Origin of the sequence: Sphaerisporangium sp. NPDC005288 (assembly GCF_040607475.1) — a bacterium.
Lineage (GTDB): Bacteria > Actinomycetota > Actinomycetes > Streptosporangiales > Streptosporangiaceae > Sphaerisporangium > Sphaerisporangium rhizosphaerae.
The window spans coordinates 62,034-81,103 of record NZ_JBEXGT010000026.1 but is presented as its reverse complement, the minus strand read 5'-3'; the positions used below and the strand labels follow the sequence as shown (position 1 = coordinate 81,103).

The following is a 19,070-nucleotide window of genomic DNA, read 5'->3' as shown; positions in this document are numbered from 1 at the left end:
AGGCGATGCGCACCGATCGGTGCGCATCGCGGGAGCGATGATGGGAGGCGAGATGAGCGAGCGCGAAGCCCACTGCTACGAGCTGGTCGCCGACTGCCGCATGCGCGCGGCCACCGACCTGTTCGCCCACACCTGGGACCCGGTCGTGCTGGCCGCGCTGCGCCCGGGCCCGCGGCGGCGGCGCGAGCTGCGCGTGTCGATCGGCGGCATCAGCGACAAGGCTCTCACCGAGGCGCTGCACCGCCTGCTCGCCAACGGCCTTGTCGCTCGCCGGGCGTACGCCGAGGCCCCGCCCCGCGTCGAGTACGGCCTCACCGGTCTCGGCCGCAGCCTCGTGGACGGCCCCATGACGGCTCTCGGCCGTTGGATCCTGGACCACGGCGACGCCCTCCTCGACGCCCAGGAGACCGCCGCACGCGAAACCCCGGACCGCGGCGCCCCATAACCGGTCCTGGTACCGCAAGAGGGCCGACTTCTGACCGGCATTCGTCGTCCTGGGCATCGTGCTTGCCGTCTTCGCGTGGCGACCAGCTCGGGGGCCGCTGTAGCCGGCGCGGGGGCGCCGGCCGCCCCGGTCGACGCGCTCAACCGTCCCCTGACGCAAGGTCGAGGCGTGCGATCGTCCGAACTCGTCACCGTCTCATCCGGTGGTGAACGGGTGAACCTCATGCAACAGGGGATTCGCCGCTGGTAAGGCTTTTGTGGCCGGGCGACGGTGGCTTCGTCCAGGGAAATTGCCTACGTTGGGTGACGTCCGCGAACGCTGTGTCGGCGGCGTCCGCCTGCGGCGTCGCTCTACATGTGCAGACTACGGTTCGGCGAGATCTGCCCTGACGTTCATGGAGTCGTGCTCCAGTTCTGTAGCGGAAGGCCTCCACCACCCATGTCGAAGGTCTGGTTGACCACGGGAAGCTCTCGCGGCCTCGGCCGCGAACTCGCCGAGGCCGTGCCGGCCGCCGGTCATCGCCTCGTGGCCACGGCGCGCAGGCCCGAAGTGCTCCACGATCTCGTGGCCCGGTACGGCGGCCGGGTCCGCGCGGTCGCGCTGGACGTCACCGACGCCGCGGCCGCCCGTGCGGCCGTCCGGACCGCGGTCGAGGAGTTCGGCCGCCTGGACGTGGTGGTGAACAACGCCGGGTACGGCGTCGTGTCGGCCATCGAGGAGACCTCCGAGAAGGACTTCCGCGCGCAGATCGAGACCAATCTGTTCGGCACCGTCAACGTCACCAAGGCCGCTCTGCCGGTGCTGCGCGCGCAGCGATCCGGTCACATCATCCAGGTGTCGTCCCTCGGCGGCCGTGTCGCGGTCTCACCGGGCATAGGCGCCTACCAGACGGCGAAGTTCGCCGTCACGGGCTTCTCCGAATGTCTCAGCCTCGAGGTGCGGCCCTTCGGGGTCAAGGTCACGATCGTCGAGCCCGGCGCGATGCGCACCGACTGGATCGCCGATTCCGTCAGCGGGGCGCCGGCCACGGAGAACTACCGGCAGACGGTCGGCGAGGTGATCGGCTTCTTCGCCGCCTATGCCGGCAACGAGGGGGGAGACCCGGCGCGGGTGGCCAGGGCCATCGTCGGCCTCGCCGACGCCGAGGAACCGCCTCTGCGTCTGCTGCTGGGCTCGGACGCGGTCGAGATCGCCGAGCAGGCCTCCAGCGCTCGCGCGGCCGAGGCCGAGAAATGGGCGGCCGTGAGCAGGTCGGTCGACTTCCCGGTGCACTGAGCCGCCGCGGGGGCGGTGCGCAAGCGGACTGCTGGTGAGATCGTCACCTTTGGCAAGTCCTTACCATGTGGACGGCCCTGGACTGGTCTAATGTGCCGCAACAAGCCACAACGGCAATAACGGTACGACGCCGCGGAGGTCCGCCTGCGGGGTGGCCACCGACCGCCCGGCCCGGTCAGTGAAGGGGCTCTCATGGCCTTCGGTTGGAAGTTGCACGGGGACGGGCGCGGTCTGACGCCCGGCGAGGTGGTCAGGCCGGACGAGCGGCTGAGCTGGCCGCGCATGGTGGGGTTCGGCGCGCAGCACGTCATCGCCATGTTCGGGGCGACGTTCGTCTTCCCCCTGATCATGGGCCTGAACGCCAACGTGGCGATCATGATGTCGGGTGTCGCGACGATCCTGTTCCTGCTGATCGTGCAGGGCAGGATCCCGAGCTACCTGGGCACGTCGGCCTCGTTCGTCGGCGGCGTGGTGGCGATCCGCGCGGCGGGCGGCGACGACGGCACGGTCACCGGCGCCATCCTGGTGGCCGGCGTCGTGCTCGCGCTGTGCGGCGTCGCCGTGCACTACCTCGGCGTCGGGGTGATCAACCGCGTCTTCCCGCCGGTGGTGACCGGCGCGGTGGTCATGCTCATCGGGTTCGGCCTCGCCTACGTGGTCGCCGACGTCTACTGGCCGCAGGACCCGTGGATCGCGCTGATCACCATGATCGTCACCGGCGTCATCCTGGTGGCGTTCAAGGGGTTCGCCGGCCGCATCGGCATCCTGCTCGGCCTGGTCGCCGGCTTCGTCCTGTCCTGGGTCGCCGACAAGGCGTTCGGCGCCATCACCGCCTTCAACGCCGGCGCCGGCAAGGTCGACACCCACCCGCGGGTGAGCTTCCAGGGGGTGACGGACGCCTCCTGGTTCGGCTGGCCCGACCTGCACGCGCCGAACTTCACCGTCTCGGCCATCGTGCTGGTGCTCCCGGCGGTGATCGCGCTGATCGCCGAGAACGTCGGCCACGTCAAGGCCGTCGGCGAGATGACCGGCACCGACGTCGATCCGTACATGGGGCGGGCGGTCTTCGCCGACGGCGTCGGCACGGCGCTGGCCAGCGCGGTCGGCGGCTCGCCCACCACGACCTACGCCGAGAACATCGGGGTCATGGCGGCGACCAGGGTCTACTCCACCGCCGCCTACTACATCGCCGCCGTCGTGGCCATCCTGTTCGGGTTCATGCCCAAGTTCGGCGCGCTGGTGGCGGCCACGCCGGGCGGCGTGCTCGGCGGCATCACCGTCATCCTGTACGGCATGATCGGCCTGCTGGGCGCCAAGATCTGGATCGAGAACCGCGTGGACTTCGCCGACCCGGTGAACATGGTCCCGATCGGGGCGGGCATCATCCTGGCGATCGGCCCGGTGTCGCACCAGATCACCGGCGACTTCTCGCTGGCCGGCATCGCGCTCGGCACCGTCGTGGTCCTCGGCGGGTACCACCTGCTGCGGGCCATCTCCTGGCGGAGGACGGGCCGGGGCGGCGCGGCACCGGCCGTCGCCGAAGGGAGAGAGACCAGCGCGTGAAGCCACCCCCGTTCGACTACCACGCGCCCACCGACCTCGGTGAGACCCTGGAGGTCCTCGCCGGGGCGGGGGCGCACGCCAAGGTGCTGGCAGGCGGCCAGAGCCTGATCCCTCTGCTCAACATGCGGCTGGCCTCGCCGTCGCACCTGGTGGACATCAACCGCGTCGCCGAACTGGACACCATCGTGGTGCGGGGCGGCGGGGTGCGCGTCGGCGCGCTCGCCAGGCACGCGGCGGTCGAGCGGTCCGAGGCCGCCGCCCGGGCCCTGCCGCTGCTGCGGGCCGCGCTCCGTCAGGTGGCGCACCCGGTGATCCGCAACCGCGGCACCGTGGTCGGCAGCCTGGTCCACGCCGACCCCTCGGCCGAGCTGCCCGCCGTGCTCACCGTGCTGGAAGGGTCGGTGCGGCTGGCGCGGCACGGGGGCGGCGAGCGCGAGGTGCCGGCGTCGGAGTTCTTCGTCGGGCCCCTTGAGTCGGCGCTGCGCCCAGGAGAGCTGGCCGTCTCGGCGTTCTTTCCCGCGCTGCCGCCCCGCGCGGGCAGCGCTTTTTGCGAGGTGGCGCGCCGGCACGGCGACTACGCCGTGGCCGGGGCCGCCGCCGTGGTCGTGCTGGACGACGACCAGCGCATCGCCTCCGCCCGGGTGGCGTGCGTGAGCGCCGGGCCGGTCCCGGTGCTGCTGGACCTGTCGGAGGTGTGCGCCCGCAGGCCCGCCGCGTCGGCCGACTGGGCCGCCGTCGCGGCGGCCGTGCGCGACCGCGTGGACCCCGAGGGGGACATCCACGCCACCGCCGACTACCGTCGGCATCTGACCGGGGTGCTGGCCGAGCGGGCGCTGCGCGTCGCCGCCCAGGAGGCCGCCGGCGAGGGAACGGGGGAGTCCGCCGATGGGTGAGGCGCTGCACGAGATCGCGCTGACGGTCAACGGGGTGGTGCGGCGGGCGCGGGTCCCGGCCCGGCGGCTGCTGTCGGACTGCCTGCGCCACGACCTCGGCCTCACCGGCACCCACGTCGGCTGCGAGCACGGCGTCTGCGGGTGCTGCACGGTGCTGATGGACGGCGCGCCCGCCCGCTCGTGCCTGACGTTCGCGGTGACGGCGGACGGGCACGAGATCACGACCGTGGAGGGGCTGGCCGGGCCGGACGGGGCGCTGTCGCCGGTGCAGCGGGCGTTCTCCGAGTGCCACGCGCTGCAGTGCGGCTTCTGCACCCCCGGGTTCCTGTGCACGGTCACCGCGCTGCTGCGCGAGACCCCGGCGCCGACCGACGAGCAGGTGGTCGAGGGCATCTCGGGCAACCTGTGCCGGTGCACCGGCTACCAGAACATCGTCAAGGCGGTCCACCGGGCGGCCGAGCTGATCGCCGACGAGGACGGGACGCCGGCCGCGGCGGGTGGTGAGGCGTGACGACCAGACTGTTCGGCGAGCCGGTCCAGCGCAGGGAGGACCTGCGGCTGATCACCGGGCAGGGCCGCTACCTGGACGACCTGGGGCACGACGCGCTGGCCGCGGCGTTCGTCCGCTCGCCGCACGCGCACGCCCGCATCCGCGACATCGACGTGTCGGCCGCCCTCGACGTGGACGGGCTGGTCGCGATCTACACCTGGGAGGACCTGCCGGAACGGGTCCGCGACCCGCTGCCGCTGCTGATCCCGCACCCGGCGCTGACCCACGGGCGCACCGCCTACCCGCTGGCCAGAGAACTCGTCCGGCACGTCGGCGAGCCGGTCGTCATGGTCGTCGCCCGCGACCGCTACCTCGCCGAGGACGCCGCCGCGCTCATCGAGGTCGACTACGAGATCCTCAAGCCGGTCGTGGGCATCGAGGAGGCCGCCCAGGGCGCCCACCTGGTGCACCAGGACGTCCCCGGCAACCTCGGCGCCCACCTGGTGCAGGAGGTGCCCTCCGCCGCGGGCCGCGGCGCCCGGGAGGCCGTCGAGGCGGCGCCGCACGTGCTGTCGTTCCGCCTGGACTTCGAGCGCAGCGCCTCCACGCCCCTGGAGGGGCGCGGCGTGTACGCGCGGTGGGACGCCGACGACCGGTCGCTGCGGGTCTACAGCTCGACGCAGACCTCGACCAGCGTGCGCATGGCCATCGCCGCCAAGCTGGGGCTCCCGCTGCCCTCGGTGGAGGTGATCGCCCCCGACGTCGGCGGCGGGTTCGGCGTCAAGATCGTCCACCCCTGGCCGGAGGAGGTGCTCGTCCCCTGGGCGGCGATGCTGCTCCGCCGGGAGGTCAAGTGGGCGGAGGACCGCCGCGAGCACTTCGTCTCCTCGGCCCATGAGCGCGGCCAGGTGCAGCACGTGCGCGTCGGCTTCGACGACGAGGGGCACGTGCTGGGCCTTGAGGTGACGATCCTGCACGACCACGGCGCCTACACCCCGTACGGCATCATCGTGCCGATCATCACCTCGACCCAGCTGCTCGGGCCGTACCGCATCGGCGCCTACCGGGTCGAGTTCTCCTCGATCTACACCAACACCGTGCAGGTCACCCCGTACCGCGGCGCCGGGCGCCCGCAGGGGGTGTTCTGCATGGAGCGCACGATGGACCGCATCGCGGCCCACCTCGGCATGGACCGCGCGGCGGTGCGCGCCGCCAACTTCATCCAGCCCGGCGACTTCCCCTACGACCAGGGGCTGGTCTTCCAGGACGGCCGCCCGCTGATCTACGACAGCGGCGACTATCCCGAATCGCTGCGCATGCTCAAGGAGCTGATCGGCTGGGACGGCTTCCCGGCGATGAAGGCCGAGGCGGCCGCGCGCGGCCGGCGGCTCGGCATCGGGCTCGGCTGCTACGTCGAGGGCACCGGCGTGGGCCCCTACGAGGGCGGGCACGTGCAGGTGACCTCAGACGGGCGGGTCCACGTCTCCACCGGCCTCACCTCGCAGGGGCAGGGGCACGAGACGGTGTTCGCGCAGATCGCGGCCACCGAGCTGGGCGTGCCGATGTCCAGCGTGTCGGTGGTGACCGGCGACACCCGGCGCTTCGGGTACGCCGTCGGCACCTTCGCCTCGCGGGCCGCCGTGATGAGCGGCAACGCGATCGCCCTGGCCTGCCGCAAGGTCCGCGACAAGGCCCTGCGCATCGCCGCCGAGGCGCTGGAGGCCGACCCGCGCGACCTCGAGATCGAGGACGGCGTCGTGCGCGTCGTCGGCGCCCCCGGGGCGTCGCTGCCGCTGGCGACGGTCGCCGTACTGTCCAACCCGCTCAGGTACGCCTTCGACGAGGAGGCCGCGCGGGCGACGCAGTTCGCGGGGCAGGCCCCGATGGACCGGCCGCCGGTCGAGGAGGGCGAGGAGCCGGGACTGGAGGGGCGCGACTACTACTCGCCGGTGCGCTCGACCTTCGCCTCCGGCATGCACGCCGCCATCGTCGAGACCGACCCCGACACCGCCGAGATCCGCATCCTGCGCTACGCAGTCGTGCACGACTGCGGCAAACTCATCAACCCCATGATCGTCGAGGGGCAGATCCACGGCGGGGTCGCGCAGGGCGTCGGCGGGGCGCTGTACGAGCGCATGGTCTACGACGGGCACGGTCAGCTGCTCAACGCCTCCTTCATGGACTTCCTGATGCCCTACGCCACCGAGGTGCCGGCCATCGAGACCGCCCACCTGGAGACGCCTTCGCCGCTGAACCCGCTCGGCATCAAGGGCGCGGGCGAGGCGGGGGTGATCCCGGTGTCCGCGGTGATCGCCTCGGCGATCGAGGACGCCGAGGGGCTGTCCGTCGACCGAATGCCGATCTCCCCGTCCGAGCTGTACGAACTGCGCCGCTCCGCGGGGCGCTGACAAGCCCCGCCGGCCTCTCATGGCGAAGGCCGCCACGGGGTGGCGGCCTTCGCGCCCGCTCCGGCGGGGGCGGGGGGTGCCGACCGGTCAGGTCGGCTCCGGTAGGCGGATGACGTCGGACGGCGGGGTGGAGGAGGGACGCCGTGGCTCCCTCACCCCTCCCGTGTCGGGCCGGTCGTCGCGTCCACCAGCGGGGACGCGCGAACGGCGGCGCAGCAGCCGGTCGATGAGCCGTTTGAGCCCCATATGCATATGACGTCCGTGGCCCTGCGGAGAGTTCCCTCAGGCGGTGACGCGCTTGCGGAACACCCAGTAGGTCCAGGCCTGGTAGCCGAGGACGAACGGCAGGGCCGCCAGGCCGATCCAGGTGAGCACGCCCAGCGTGTACGGGCCGGACGCCGCCTCGGCGACGGTCAGGCCCGGCAGCGGCGCGCGCCACAGCGTGCCGAACAGCGCGGCCGTGGCCAGGGCGATCGAGGCGGCGGTGGCGGTGAACGCCCAGCCCTCGCGGCGGCGCCAGAGCAGCGCGGCCGCGGCGGTCAGCGCGCCGGCGGCGGCCCCCGCGGCCAGCCACGGCAGCGGGTGGGCCGTCCAGCCGCCGCCCGCGGCCCCCGCGGCGGGGATGCCGGGGAGCGCCAGGACGGCGACCGGCAGAGCCACCGCCGCGATGCCCGAAGCGGCGCGGCGGGCACGGGCGCGCAGCGGCCCGGTCGTCTTCAGCGCGACGAACACCGCGCCGTGCACCAGGGCCAGCGTCAGCGACAGCGCGCCGCCGAGCACGGTCGCCACCGCCGTGCCGTACAGCAGGTTGCCGAAGATCGCCCCCCAGAGGAACGCGGTCAGCGCGCTGCCGGCCACGATGCCCGCGTCGCACAGCGCGCGCTCCCGCGCGGTCACCTTGCCGCGCCACTCCAGCGCGACGCCGCGGACGATCAGGCCGGCCAGCACCATGACCAGCGGCAGGTAGAACCCGCTGAGCAGCCCCGCGTACCAGGCGGGGAAGGCCGCGAACATGGCGCCGACCGCGGTGATCAGCCACACCTCGTTGCCGTCCCAGACCGGGCCGATCGTCTCGAGCATCTGCTTGCGCTCGGCCTCGCCCCTGGTCAGCAGGGGCAGCAGCGCGCCGACGCCGAAGTCGAAGCCCTCAAGGACGAAGTAGCCGGTCCACAGGAAGGCGACGACCAGGAACCAGAAGGTGGTGAGTTCCATCGCGCTCTCCTAGTACATGAGGGTCGGTGTGAGGAGGGCCGCCTCGGCGTCGACGTCGCCCGGCCCGCGCGGGTCCGGCGACACGGTGAGGGGGTCGGGCCCGGCCTTGACGTGCCGCACGAGCAGGCGGGCCTCGGCGATCGCCAGCGCGCCGTACAGGACCGTGAAGACGGCCAGCGATGCGGCCACCTCGCCGAGCGACACCCCGGGCGACACGCTGGCCGCGGTGAGCAGCTCGCCCTGGACGGTCCAGGGCTGCCGCCCGATCTCGCTGAGCAGCCACCCGGCGATCACCGCGAGCGTGGGCAGCGGGAGGGCGAGCAGGCCGGCGCGGGCGAACCAGGCGGGGACCGGGCGGCGGCGCCGGGTCAGCCAGAGGCCGAGCAGCGACAGCCCCACCGTCGAGAGCCCGAAGACGATCATGAGGCGGAACGACCAGTAGACGACGGGGATGTTCGGCCGGTAGTCGGCGGGCCCGAACTCCGCCTGGTAGCGCCGCTGGATGTCCTCGACGCCCTGCACGCGGGCTTGCGGGTCGTGCGCGGCCAGCAGGCTCAGCAGGTTCGGCACCTCGATGCCCGGCACGGGGGAGAACGGCGCCCCGGCGGTGTCGTGCCGCAGCCCTTCGGCGGCGGCCAGCTTCATGGGCTGCTGCTCGCCCATGTACCGCGCGGACGCATCGCCGGTGCCGGCGAGGACGGCCCCGGCGATGGCGGTCATGACCAGCGCGCCCCGCAGGGCGCCGCGCCACATGGCCGGGTCGCCGGGGACGCGGGCGGCGCGGGCGAGCGGGACGGCGGCGTCCCCGCCGGTGGCCGCGCGACGCTCGCGGGTGATCCGGTAGCCGCTGACCGCGATGACGAAGCCGCCGGCGACGACGAAGGCGGCGGCGACCACGTGGGGCACCTGGGCCAGGGCCGTGGGGTTGGTCAGGACGGCCCACAGGTCGGTCATGCGGGCCCGGCCGTCGACCACCTGGTAGCCGACCGGGTGCTTCATCCAGGCGTTGGCGGCCAGGATGAAGTACGCCGAGATGTTAGAGCCGAGCACCGCGGCCCAGATGCAGGCCAGGTGCACCCGCTTGGGCAGCCGGTCCCAGCCGAAGATCCACAACCCGAGGAACGTCGACTCCAGGAAGAAGGCGAGCAGCGCCTCAAGGGCGAGCGGCGCGCCGAAGACGTCGCCGACGAAGGTGGAGTACTCACTCCAGTTCATCCCGAACTGGAACTCCTGCACGATGCCGGTGACCACGCCCATCGCGAAGTTGATCAGGAAGAGCTTGCCGAAGAACCGGGTCAGCCGCAGGTAGTCCTCCTTGCCCGTGCGGTGCCAGGCGGTCTGCAGGCCGGCGACGAAGACCCCGAGGCCGATCGTCAGGGGTACGAAGAGAAAGTGGTACACGGTGGTGACCCCGAACTGCCACCGTGCCAGATCCAGTGCGTCCATGCACCCCTCACCCGGGCCCCTCAGCTCTACGTCTGGTAGTTCTACTTCTAGTAGTACTACGGCTTGTAGAGTAAACGTGATGCGGAGGTCATGCCGTCCTGTGCGATCTTCGTCACACCCCCGCCCGCCGGTCCCCCCGGCGACGGGTCAATGGTCGGCCTCTCGGCCCGGCCGGGGCGTCACCCCACCGGCTGATTCCCCCCTACACCGCCCGGCGGAGCGGGCAGGCGCACGCCCGCCGCCCTGAGGTAGGCATCCAGGTTCCCCAGCTCGAAGCCGCGCCGCTCGATCTTGTCGAGCAGGATCCGGAAGTCCCTCGCCAGATGGGCGCGGAAGTGCAGGAGCAGGATGTCGCCGGGGTGCAGCCGCTTGTCCGGCGTCTGGTAGGAGATCTTCCCGCCCGGCTGCACCGTCGCCGTCCACAGCAGTACGGCCGGCAGCCCGCACGACTTCGCCGCCCGCAGCGTGGTCCCGGTGTAGTTGCCGAACGGCGGCCGGAACAGCACGGGCCTGCGACCGATCTCCCTCGCCACGACCTCGGCCGAGCCGCAGATCTCCTTGCGCTGCGCCCGGCTCCCGAGGTTCCACAGGTTCGGATGGGTCAGCGTGTGGGCCTCGACCGGCACGCCGAGGTCGCGCAGCTCCCGGAAGTAGGACCACTTGCCCGCGCCGACGTACCGTCCGCCCGCCGCCCCCGGGTCCGGCACGCCGCGCGCCTCCACCGCGTCGCGCATCGCGAACACCGTGATGGGGACCGCCCGCTCCCGGACCAGCCGCACGAACCCCGGATCCTGCTCCCAGCCGTCGTCGATGGTGAGGAAGACGACCTTCCGCCGGGTCGGGATCGAGCTGATCACCGGCACGACCTCACCGGCCTGCGCCCGGACCCGCCCCACCTCCCCGTCCCGAGGCGCCGCCCCCACCGGCACCGAGGAGACCGCAGGTCCCGGGGAGGCTTGCGGGCGTGGAGTGAGCGTGGGGCCTGCGGGAACCATGGCGCTCGGAGACACCGCGGGACCCGGCGAGGAACGCGAGAGGGGCCCGTCGGTGATGGGGGGCCGCGCCTCGGGTGGCCGGCCGAAGGTGGGGCGGACCTGCGGCGATCCGCCCGTGCCAGGGGGGACCCGAGGCCGTTCGGCGGAGGCCGCGCCCACCGGGGGCGCCTCGCCGGAGGCGGTCCCGCCCATCGAGCAGACCACCAGAAGTCCCAGTCCCGCGGCCGCGCGTGACGCCTTCCGTCCCCAGATCATGACGGGCAATCTTGCCATCACGCCGATCCCTTGCCGAAAGCGCGCGATCCGGCCGGCCGCCGTTGTTGCCCATCCGCAAGGTATCCGCAAGGACGTCGACGGAGGGTAGGACCCGCGAACGGGAACGGTTGCGCCGCGGCCACGCCGTGCACCCGAGAGGCCATCGCCGTCGGCGACCCGGCCTCCCGGGGCTCCACGCGTGCGCGCCGCCGGCACGCCGGCCCGCGCTCGCGCGGCAAGGCACGGGTGGGGGCCCGGGCACGGACCACCGGCCCTCAGGCGGCCGGCGTGAGGTGGGAGGACTGCCATGACCGGCCCCGTACCAAGGCGGGCCTGCGTGATCCGCAATGTGGGCGCCTGGCCCCGGCGCGGCCTGCTCGGCGGTCTGCCCGGCGAGGTGAGAGACGAACTGCTGGCGCTGGGGAGGCCCTGGCAGTACGCGGCGGGGACCGCCCTGACCACCGAGGGCGAGTGGTCCGCCGACGCGATCCTCCTGCTCGACGGCTGCGTCGGCATCACCAGCACCCGTCCCATGTCCGCCTCGGCCACTGTCCCGAGGATCGGCGCCCCCGGCTCGGGCGGCACCCGGGGCACGGCGGCCGTTGCCGACCTGGGCGCCGTCCCCGAACCGCGCAAGGGTGACGATCCCAGTCGTGATGACGGTCCTGGTGTCGTGCCGGGGTGGGGCAAAGGCGACAGTGACCGGCAGGGGGCGGTACCCCGCTCCGGCATGGGGGACGGTCCGAGGAGTGTGCCGGGGGCGGGTGGCGTCGCGGGTGGGGCGGCGCTCGTCGGCATCCGCGCCGGAGGCGACCTGGTGGGGGAGGCCGCGGTACTGGCCGGGCGGCGCCAGGAGGTGACGGTCACCGCGGCGGACGCCTGCCTCGCGCGTCGCATCCCGCCGCGGGAACTGGCCCGGCTCGCCGTGCGGTTCCCGGAGTTCGCCCACGCGATCTACGGCCCGACCGGCGGGCGCCGCGCCGCGGCCCGCCGGTACGCGACGGGCGCGTACACGGCGATGGGCCGGCTGGTCCGCGTCCTGGTCGAGCTGGCCCGCTGCTACGGCGAGACCGTCCCGGAGGGCGTCATGATCGGGGTCTCGCTCACCCGGCCGGAGCTCGCGGGGCTCGCGGAGGCGGAGGACCCGGCGGTCGGCCGGGCGCTGACCGTGCTGCGCCGGACGGGCGTCATCGGCACCGGGTACCGGCGCATCGTCGTGCACGACATCCGCGCGCTGCGCGCCTCCGCCGAGACGGGCGACGGTCCCGCCGCCGGCGGTCCGGCGCGGTGATGACCGCGGTGGTGTCCGCGGTGGTGTCCGCGGTGGTGTCCGCGGTGGTGTCCGCGGTGGTGTCCGCGGTGGTGTCCGCGGTGATGACCGCGGAGGTGCCTGCGGGGATGACCGCGGTGCCGAGGTGGGGAGCGCGGCGCCGGGAGGGGAGCCGCGTATCCGTCGAAACGATGAGATGGGAGGGAGAGCACTGGTGAACGATCTGGGGGGAGAAGTACGCCGACTTTGCGTCGCCGTCGACGCCGAGCAGGACGGGGGGCGATCCGGCGTGCGGTATGGGGAGACGCGCCGCCGCCTCGCCGAGGTGATCGAGGAGGCCGCCGCGCACGCGGGACTGGACCGTCTCTACATCGCCGACCCGCTCCCCGCGCCCCCGCGCGCCGAGCAGGGCACGGCCGACCTCGCCCTGCCCGACCCGTCCGGCCTCGAGCACGGCACCGCCGGCCACGTTCCGCTCGACTCGTCCGGCGTCGCCCGCCATCCGGCGTCCGGCGTCGAGTACGGCATCGGTGGCTCGGCTCCGCCCGAGCCGTCCGGCTTCGAGGACGGCACGGGCGGACGGAACGCCGCCGCGTCGCCGCGCGCCGAGGAGGGCGTCTCGGGGCCGGTGGGGTCGTCCGGCGCCGTCGCGGGGGCGGGTGCCGGGCCGCTGCTCATCCTGCCGCCGGGAGTGAACGAGGCACGGGTGATCGCCGGGCTGACCGGCGAGCTGCGCATCGCCCTGCGGCGGCGCAACGAGCGCGCCGGCACGGGGGCGTCCGCGCGGCTGCGGCTGCGCGTGGCGTTCCACCAGGGGCCGATCAGTATCGGGGACGACGGGTTCGCGGGCCGGGCGGCGGCCACGGCCCGCGCCTTGCGCGACAGCGACGAGGTTCGGGCGGCGCTGCGGCAACGCCCGGGCGCCGACCTGGCCGTCGCCGTCTCGGCGCCGCTGTTCGAGGATGTCATCGAGCACGCCCACCGAGGCCTGGTGCGGCACATGTTCCACCCGGTGACCCTGCGTTCCGTGGACGCCGGGACGCGGGTCTGGATCAGCGCGCCCGACGCCCTGCACACCTTGTACGGCGGTCACCCCGTGGAGTTACCCCTGACCGCCGGCTGACCCCCGGCCCCCACGACACCGACGGACGCCGGGGGTCCGGACCTACCGCTGACCCCGGCGTCCACAGGAGGTCGGCGGGAACGTCCGGTCCCGGGTGGGGTCGGCGGGAACGTCCGGTCGCGGGTGGAGGCCGGTACGAACGTCCGGCGGCGGGCGGCCAGGACGGCGGCCCAGGCCGTGCCGCCGCCGGACAGGCCGGGTACTGGGAGGGAAGGGGAGAGCCTTTCCGGTACCCGGCCACTGGCCGGTGGACTCTGATCCCACTGCCGTCCCAAGCCCTCGCCCGCGCAGGGCGGGCGCCGAGCCGTGCTGGAGTCGTCTCCGTTGCGAGCGCGGCCTGTGGAGGGTGGGGTGGTGTTAGCGTGACCTTGAGGCGGGGCGGGGATGTCGGCGTCACCTCGGCGGCGGCGACATCTGACGAGGTCCGGCCGGTCGGGCGGGCAGAAGTTGCCCTTATGCGTGCCACGGCCCGTCCCTAGTCTCTCGGCATCGGAGGTGTCCATGAAGGTCGTCGGCAGTGCCGTCGTCGGGGTCGACCGCAACAGCGTGTGGGCCGCGCTCCAGGATCCGGCCGTGCTGGTGCGCACGATCCCCGGATGCGAGCGGCTGGAGGCCACGGGCGCCGACACCTACCGCATGACGGTCAGCGCGGGCGTCGCCTCCATCAAGGGCATCTACCAGGGCGAAGTCGCCCTGTCCGACCCGCACGAGCCCGAGCGGTTCACCCTCCGCGCACGCGGCGCCGGCGCGCCCGGCACGGTGGAGGCGACCGTGCTCATCCGGCTCAGCGAGGTCGACGGCGGCGCGACCCGGGTCGACTACGACGCCGAGGCCGTCATCGGCGGGATGATCGGCGGCGTCGGGCAGCGGATGCTGGGCTCGGTCGCCAAGCGGACGGCCGGTGAGTTCTTCAGCGCCGTCGAGCAGCACCTCCAGGTCACCGCCGCGACCACCCGGGCCGCGGCGGGCACCGGCCCCGCCGTCGTCGCGCGGCAGGCCGGTGCTCCGCAGGCCGGTGCTCTGCAGGACGGCGGGTTGCCGGCGTTGGTCCCCGCGGCGGCTCCGGCCGCGCCTGGGGCGGTGACGGCCGCCGGCTCGGCGGCGGCTCCCGCGGCGGCGCTCGCCGGGCAGGTGTTCGAGCGACCGCGCGCCGAGGCGGGGCAAGGGGGCGGGGCGTCCCGCTCCGGCGGCACGCCGGTCTGGCCGGTGCTGACGGCGTTCGGCATGGGCGCGGGCGTCGCCCTCGGCAGCGCGGTCATCGGCTGGCTCCTCGGCCGCTCCGGCCGCGCACGCTGACCCGCCCCGCCGCCCCAGGTCCGCCGATCGAGGGCCGGCGATCAGGGTGCGCCGATCAGGGTGCGCCGATCAGGGTGCGCCGATCAGGGTGCGCCGATCAGGGTGCGCCGATCAGGGTGCGCCGATCAAGGTGCGCCGATCAAGGCCACCGACCTGGGTTGGTCGACTTGGGATAAGTCCACTGGTCTGAGTCGACTGGCCTGGGTCGACTGGCCTGAGTCCACTGGCCTGAGTCCACTGGCCTGGATCGACTGGCCTAGATCGACTGGTCTGGGTGCACTGACCTGGGCCTGCCCGGGCTGGTGACCCAAGGGGTTCTCATGGCCGGGGTGGGGGTTCGGTGCGAGTGGTGGGTGGTTTGCCATGGTCGGAGGCATATGGAGGTTCTGATGTGGTCTGGGGATATTGTCGGACCTCGCGGAAGAGGATCTCCGGGCGTAACGTGGGGATATGCGAGAGTTCCGTGCGGAGGACGCTCGATCAGAGGCTCGGCGGCTCATCCACGACCTGCTGGGTGAGCGGCAGCCGACGGCCGCCTCGCTCCTGGGCGACGCCGCGACCGTGCTCGGCGCCGAGCGCACCGCCCGCTGTGCCGAACTGGCGCAAGGAGCCGCGCTGACCCGGCGTTCCTCGGAGCTGGCGGCGATCGCCGGCCTGCTCGTCGGCACCGGAGTGCTGGGCGCGGACTGGTGGACCTCCGGCCGCGGCGGCAAGATCCCCGCGCCGGACGAGGTGCTGGCCGCCAACACGGCCATCGAGCCGTGGATCGACCTCACCGTCCTGGAAATGCTCGCAGCCTGGATCGCCGACGACGGCGCCGACGCCGCCTGGGGCCCGCCGGTCGCCTCTGTGGACCTCAACTCCTGGCAGGCGGAGGACCGCGTCGAGCTGCCGGCGGACGCCGTCCCCGGCGCGCGCCTGGTCGTCGCGTTCGACGCGGGCGGCCGGCTGGACGCCGTCGTGGTCGAGCGGCCGGACGGCGCGCTCGGGTCCAACCTCGACTTCTCCTCGCTGCGCTACTCCCGGGCCGCGGAGGCCCAGTGGAGCTGGGGCGTCGCCGCGGGGCTCGGCCCGCACCCGCTCCCCGGCGAGGACCCCGACCCCTACGCCGACACGGTCGACCAGCAGGCGGCCGAGTACCTCCGCCAGTGGGCGCTGCGCCACGGCGCCACCGGCGAGCAGGTCGGCGCGCGCTGGCAGGCCAAGGGAGACGTGGTCGCCGCCGTCGAACGCGTCGACTGGATGTGGCGCAGCGGCGAGTGGTTCGCCTGGTGGCGGGCGACGTCCGCGCTGCTCGGCGGCGACCCCGTCCAGCTCGCCTCCCGCATGGAGGACATCGCCTCCGCCTCCTGAGCGGGCCACTCGGCCCGCGGTCCGCCCTCCTTCGGCCCGCGGTCCGCCCTCCCGGCCCGCTCTCACGGTGGCGGCGCCGGTCAGCCCGAGACGTCCGCCGTCGCCCAGCTGTCACGGAAGGCGTAGCGCGCCGGCGCGCTCGCGTACCGCAGGAACGCCGAGCCGCCGGTGACGCCCACCGCGGTGGTCGTGTGGTGGGTGCGGCAGCCCTCGTAGATCATCTTGCCGTTCGCGCTTCGCGTACTACTGGTCGGTGGACCAGGTCGACGGCGCCTCGGTGTACCCCACGTACGGGGCCGGGCAGAACCAGTACTTCCTCTACCGCAATGTCGAGTGGCGGGGCAAGAACACGTCCTTGCGGACGACGCCGGAGGCGCGGCTGGCGATGGCCGCCGCCACCGCCGCCCGGATCGCGTCGGAGTCGTCGGTGACGCCGTCGCCCTTGGCGCCGTAGTCCTTGACGTCCACGGTGAACACCGACGGGTCGGTGTTGGCCGCCGCAGGCGACGCCGCCAGCAGGTCCAGGGCGCCCGCGCCCGTCGCGGCCAGACCGCCCGCCGCGCCGAGGGCGAAGGCCCTGCGGCTCACCGTGCCGGAACGGTCTCCTGTGTCGTTTTCAGGCATGCTGGAAACACTCGTTTCGGTCTTGATCGTTGGAGGGGCGATCAAGGTACCGCAGCTATCCAACGGCGCGGGGACGTTTCGCTCAAGCGGTGCACGAGGGACTCACCGGGACGTCCGGGACTCCGGTCAGGGCGCTGGACGTGCGGGTTCCGCGGGGGAGACTCCGGTCAGGCGCCGGCCGTGGTGAGCGACGCGGCGCGGGACTCGCCGAGGTCGCCGGAGCGGTAGTGGCGGCGGCACAGCACGCGGTAGTGCACCTGCGCCCCGTCGGTGTCGGCGATGACGACCTGCTCGCCGGTTCGTGCCATGACCCCGTCCACGACGCGGGCGTTCAGCCTGCCCTGGCGCCCGCACCAGCACAGCACCTCCACCTGCAGCCGGGACACCTCGTCGGCCAGTTCGAACAGCCGCTGTGCGGCGGGGAACATGCGCGAGCGGAAGTCCGAGGCCAGGCCGAAGGCGTAGACGTCCACGCCGTGCTCGTCCACCAGTTCGGCGAGCTGCTCGATCTGCGTCACCGTGTAGAAGCACGCCTCGTCGCAGATGAGGTAGTCGATGCGGTCGTGGGCGAGCACCAGCCCGACCAGGTCGAGGTCCTCGTCGACCTCGACCGCCGAAAGGCCCAGCCCGATGCGGCTGGTGACGCGCGGGCCGCCCGAGCGGTCGTGCTTGGTCAGCACCAGCCCCCGCCGGCCCTGGCGGCCGTGGTTGTAGTTCATCTGCAACGCGAGCGTGGACTTGCCGCAGTCCATCGGGCCGTGGAAGAACCTCAGCACCGCGTCGCGGTGCGGGGGCGCGGGGACGGCGGACAAGGCGGACGTATCACTCACGGGGCGTCAGCATACAGTTCGCCCGCACACGAGGGCCGCCTGGCAGGGGTCAGGCGGCCGGCCGACCGGTGGCGTCGGTGGGGGTGGTCAGGTGTTGGCGGGCGCCGCGTGGCGGAGGAGGGTGAGGCCGGGGATGGACAGCCGGGCCGCGGGACCGCCGCCGTTTCCTCCTTTCCCGCCGTCGAAACGCAGGACGCCGTTGGTGACGCCCACGTAGACCCCGTCCCCGCCGGGCGTGACCACGGCGCCGCGCGCGGGCGAGGGCAGGCGCCACTCGCGCCGCACGGCCAGCGAGTGCGGGTCGACGGCCCGCAGGGACGGCCCGGCGGCCAGGTACACGAAGCCCTCGGAGGAGGCGATGACCGACGCGGCCGTCGTGCCCGCCGAGGCCGACGCCGCCGAGGAGCCCTTGGCGGGGGACGCGCCGATCGTCGCGGTGTCGACGATGGTGAGCGACTCGGTGCTCGCCCGCACGAGCGTTCCCCGGCCGTCCTCGTACACGTACAGCGAGCCCGCGGAAAGGGTGAGGGTGTGTCCGGCGGCCGGGGCCCGGCCGAACGGCTCGGGCAGGTCCAGGCAGTACGCCCACCGCTGGTTGAGGTCGAGCACGTGGACGAACGCGTGCACCCCGGTGCCGTGCCCGGCCAGCAGGTCACGGGTGTGCAGGTGGTTGGGCTGGTGGGTGTAGAGGGTGTAGAGCCGCTGCTGGACGGGGTCGAGCACGGCGGCGCGCCCGTCGCCGCGCATGGTCTCCTCCGCGTCCTCGGGCACCGGCTTCTTGTCGCGGGTGGACAGCGGCCACAGCGCCTTGTCCTCCAGGTCGTAGACCTTCACCTTGTAGCTCTCGGGCGCGGCGGCGGGCAGATACTGCAGGAGGAACAGGCCGTCGCCGACGGCGGTGAACCCGTCGGGCTGGTAATTGCCCTTCAGGCGGACGGTCCTGGGCTTGCGCCCTCCGTCCGGCGCGACGACCACCACGCTGGTCCTGGTGCGCCCCGGCCGGCCGTAGGGGGAGGCCGGGGGAGGGGGCGTCAGGGCCACAGCGTTCTCCAGCGAGGACACCACACGCGGGATCAGCCCTCGTGGAACGGTGGTACGAGCGGTCGCCTCACCGGTCAGGGCGTCCAGCGTCACCAGGTCTCCGGCGGGGGAGACGGTGTACAGGCGCCGCCAGTCCGCCGAGGGCACCGGCCGGTCGGCGGTGAACAGCGTCGTCCCGGTCCCGGCGTCGAAGGCCGCCAGGCGCGCCGAGACGTCGGCGTAGACGATGTGCCGCGCGGCCGGCGGCGTGGCCGCGGCCATGGGCCGGGGTGCGGAAACGGGGGAGGCGGGGGTGCCACCGGGGCCGCCGGTGCACGACGTGAGCAGTGCCGTGCCGGTCAGACCGCCCGTGAGCCTCAGGAAGTCGCGTCGCTCCATGCCCTTCCTACCGCCGCCACGCCCCGCGGGTTCCACCATGGTGCCCGCGGGTTTCAAGGCCCGGCGCGCCGCGGGTCCCGACCGGCTCACCACGGGTTCCGGCCGGGTGCGCCGCGAGGTTCGCGGACGACGTTCCGCGGGTTCCGGTCTGGTGGCGTGCGGGGGACGGCCGG

At 73.6% G+C, this 19,070-nt stretch carries 17 protein-coding genes; 10 read left to right on the top strand and 7 right to left on the bottom strand.

Going from position 1 to position 19,070, the window contains the following annotated elements:
• Positions 1–52 precede the first annotated feature (52 nt).
• The 6 genes from ABZU32_RS24100 (at position 53) to cutA (ending at position 7,074) form a co-directional block, all read left to right on the top strand.
• Positions 53–445, top strand: a complete 393-nt coding sequence (locus ABZU32_RS24100; RefSeq protein ID WP_354925220.1) for a helix-turn-helix domain-containing protein — start codon at positions 53–55, stop codon at positions 443–445.
• 438 nt (positions 446–883) lie between these two features.
• Positions 884–1,720 (top strand): oxidoreductase, encoded by an 837-nt coding sequence (locus ABZU32_RS24095; RefSeq protein WP_354925218.1) that lies wholly within the window; start codon positions 884–886, stop codon positions 1,718–1,720.
• A gap of 192 nt (positions 1,721–1,912) precedes the next feature.
• Positions 1,913–3,283, top strand: a complete 1,371-nt coding sequence (locus tag ABZU32_RS24090; protein WP_354925217.1) for a solute carrier family 23 protein — start codon at positions 1,913–1,915, stop codon at positions 3,281–3,283.
• Positions 3,280–4,176 (top strand): FAD binding domain-containing protein, encoded by an 897-nt coding sequence (locus tag ABZU32_RS24085; RefSeq protein ID WP_354925215.1) that lies wholly within the window; start codon positions 3,280–3,282, stop codon positions 4,174–4,176. The genes ABZU32_RS24090 and ABZU32_RS24085 overlap by 4 nt, the downstream gene beginning before the upstream one ends.
• Positions 4,169–4,687 (top strand): (2Fe-2S)-binding protein, encoded by a 519-nt coding sequence (locus ABZU32_RS24080; RefSeq protein WP_354839048.1) that lies wholly within the window; start codon positions 4,169–4,171, stop codon positions 4,685–4,687. Before ABZU32_RS24085 ends, ABZU32_RS24080 begins: the two co-directional genes overlap by 8 nt.
• Positions 4,684–7,074: an aerobic carbon-monoxide dehydrogenase large subunit gene (cutA, locus tag ABZU32_RS24075; protein ID WP_354925213.1), complete on the top strand. Its 2,391-nt coding sequence runs from the start codon at positions 4,684–4,686 to the stop codon at positions 7,072–7,074. The genes ABZU32_RS24080 and cutA overlap by 4 nt, the downstream gene beginning before the upstream one ends.
• Before the next feature lie 282 nt (positions 7,075–7,356).
• On the opposite strand, the gene cydB is transcribed toward cutA, so the two are convergent.
• The 3 genes from cydB to ABZU32_RS24060 form a co-directional block, all read right to left on the bottom strand.
• The gene (gene cydB, locus ABZU32_RS24070; protein WP_354839054.1) at positions 7,357–8,286 is read right to left on the bottom strand and encodes a cytochrome d ubiquinol oxidase subunit II; all 930 of its coding nucleotides are present in this window, start codon (positions 8,284–8,286) and stop codon (positions 7,357–7,359) included.
• Positions 8,287–8,295: 9 nt separating this feature from the next.
• Positions 8,296–9,732 carry a cytochrome ubiquinol oxidase subunit I gene (locus ABZU32_RS24065; RefSeq protein ID WP_354925212.1) on the bottom strand — a complete coding sequence of 479 codons (1,437 nt, stop codon included), beginning with the start codon at positions 9,730–9,732 and terminating at the stop codon, positions 8,296–8,298.
• Positions 9,733–9,911: 179 nt separating this feature from the next.
• Positions 9,912–10,628, bottom strand: coding sequence for a polysaccharide deacetylase family protein (locus tag ABZU32_RS24060; protein ID WP_354839060.1), 717 nt, complete (start codon positions 10,626–10,628; stop codon positions 9,912–9,914).
• Positions 10,629–11,319: 691 nt separating this feature from the next.
• Here ABZU32_RS24060 and ABZU32_RS24055 point away from each other — a divergent pair.
• From ABZU32_RS24055 to ABZU32_RS24040, 4 genes are all read left to right on the top strand, one after another.
• Positions 11,320–12,273 (top strand): Crp/Fnr family transcriptional regulator, encoded by a 954-nt coding sequence (locus ABZU32_RS24055; protein ID WP_354925210.1) that lies wholly within the window; start codon positions 11,320–11,322, stop codon positions 12,271–12,273.
• Positions 12,274–12,466: 193 nt separating this feature from the next.
• On the top strand, positions 12,467–13,375 hold the full coding sequence (locus tag ABZU32_RS24050; protein ID WP_354925209.1) for a hypothetical protein: 909 nt from the start codon (positions 12,467–12,469) through the stop codon (positions 13,373–13,375).
• 501 nt (positions 13,376–13,876) lie between these two features.
• Positions 13,877–14,671 (top strand): carbon monoxide dehydrogenase subunit G, encoded by a 795-nt coding sequence (locus ABZU32_RS24045; RefSeq protein ID WP_354925207.1) that lies wholly within the window; start codon positions 13,877–13,879, stop codon positions 14,669–14,671.
• A gap of 450 nt (positions 14,672–15,121) precedes the next feature.
• Positions 15,122–16,024 carry a hypothetical protein gene (locus tag ABZU32_RS24040; RefSeq protein ID WP_354925205.1) on the top strand — a complete coding sequence of 301 codons (903 nt, stop codon included), beginning with the start codon at positions 15,122–15,124 and terminating at the stop codon, positions 16,022–16,024.
• Positions 16,025–16,104: 80 nt separating this feature from the next.
• Here ABZU32_RS24040 and ABZU32_RS24035 read toward each other — a convergent pair whose 3' ends face one another.
• The 4 genes from ABZU32_RS24035 to ABZU32_RS24020 all read right to left on the bottom strand — a co-directional run bounded on the left by ABZU32_RS24035 (position 16,105) and on the right by ABZU32_RS24020 (position 18,897).
• Positions 16,105–16,245 carry a hypothetical protein gene (locus ABZU32_RS24035; RefSeq protein ID WP_354925204.1) on the bottom strand — a complete coding sequence of 47 codons (141 nt, stop codon included), beginning with the start codon at positions 16,243–16,245 and terminating at the stop codon, positions 16,105–16,107.
• A 97-nt stretch (positions 16,246–16,342) separates the two neighbouring features.
• The gene (locus tag ABZU32_RS24030) at positions 16,343–16,648 is read right to left on the bottom strand and encodes a glycosyl hydrolase family 28-related protein (protein ID WP_354925202.1); all 306 of its coding nucleotides are present in this window, start codon (positions 16,646–16,648) and stop codon (positions 16,343–16,345) included.
• 167 nt (positions 16,649–16,815) lie between these two features.
• Positions 16,816–17,478 (bottom strand): thymidine kinase, encoded by a 663-nt coding sequence (locus ABZU32_RS24025; protein ID WP_354839076.1) that lies wholly within the window; start codon positions 17,476–17,478, stop codon positions 16,816–16,818.
• An 87-nt stretch (positions 17,479–17,565) separates the two neighbouring features.
• Positions 17,566–18,897, bottom strand: coding sequence for a hypothetical protein (locus ABZU32_RS24020; protein WP_354925200.1), 1,332 nt, complete (start codon positions 18,895–18,897; stop codon positions 17,566–17,568).
• Positions 18,898–19,070 lie beyond the last annotated feature (173 nt).

What these genes read in the sequence shown, in the direction of transcription:
- ABZU32_RS24100 (WP_354925220.1), top strand. Translation starts at nt 53, where the DNA reads ATGAGCGAGCGCGAAGCCCACTGCTACGAGCTGGTCGCCGACTGCCGC.
- ABZU32_RS24095 (WP_354925218.1), top strand. Translation starts at nt 884, where the DNA reads ATGTCGAAGGTCTGGTTGACCACGGGAAGCTCTCGCGGCCTCGGCCGC.
- ABZU32_RS24090 (WP_354925217.1), top strand. Translation starts at nt 1,913, where the DNA reads ATGGCCTTCGGTTGGAAGTTGCACGGGGACGGGCGCGGTCTGACGCCC.
- ABZU32_RS24080 (WP_354839048.1), top strand. Translation starts at nt 4,169, where the DNA reads ATGGGTGAGGCGCTGCACGAGATCGCGCTGACGGTCAACGGGGTGGTG.
- cydB (WP_354839054.1), bottom strand. Translation starts at nt 8,286, where the DNA reads ATGGAACTCACCACCTTCTGGTTCCTGGTCGTCGCCTTCCTGTGGACC.
- ABZU32_RS24065 (WP_354925212.1), bottom strand. Translation starts at nt 9,732, where the DNA reads ATGGACGCACTGGATCTGGCACGGTGGCAGTTCGGGGTCACCACCGTG.
- ABZU32_RS24045 (WP_354925207.1), top strand. Translation starts at nt 13,877, where the DNA reads ATGAAGGTCGTCGGCAGTGCCGTCGTCGGGGTCGACCGCAACAGCGTG.
- ABZU32_RS24040 (WP_354925205.1), top strand. Translation starts at nt 15,122, where the DNA reads ATGCGAGAGTTCCGTGCGGAGGACGCTCGATCAGAGGCTCGGCGGCTC.
- ABZU32_RS24035 (WP_354925204.1), bottom strand. Translation starts at nt 16,245, where the DNA reads ATGATCTACGAGGGCTGCCGCACCCACCACACGACCACCGCGGTGGGC.
- ABZU32_RS24030 (WP_354925202.1), bottom strand. Translation starts at nt 16,648, where the DNA reads ATGCCTGAAAACGACACAGGAGACCGTTCCGGCACGGTGAGCCGCAGG.
- ABZU32_RS24020 (WP_354925200.1), bottom strand. Translation starts at nt 18,897, where the DNA reads ATGGAGCGACGCGACTTCCTGAGGCTCACGGGCGGTCTGACCGGCACG.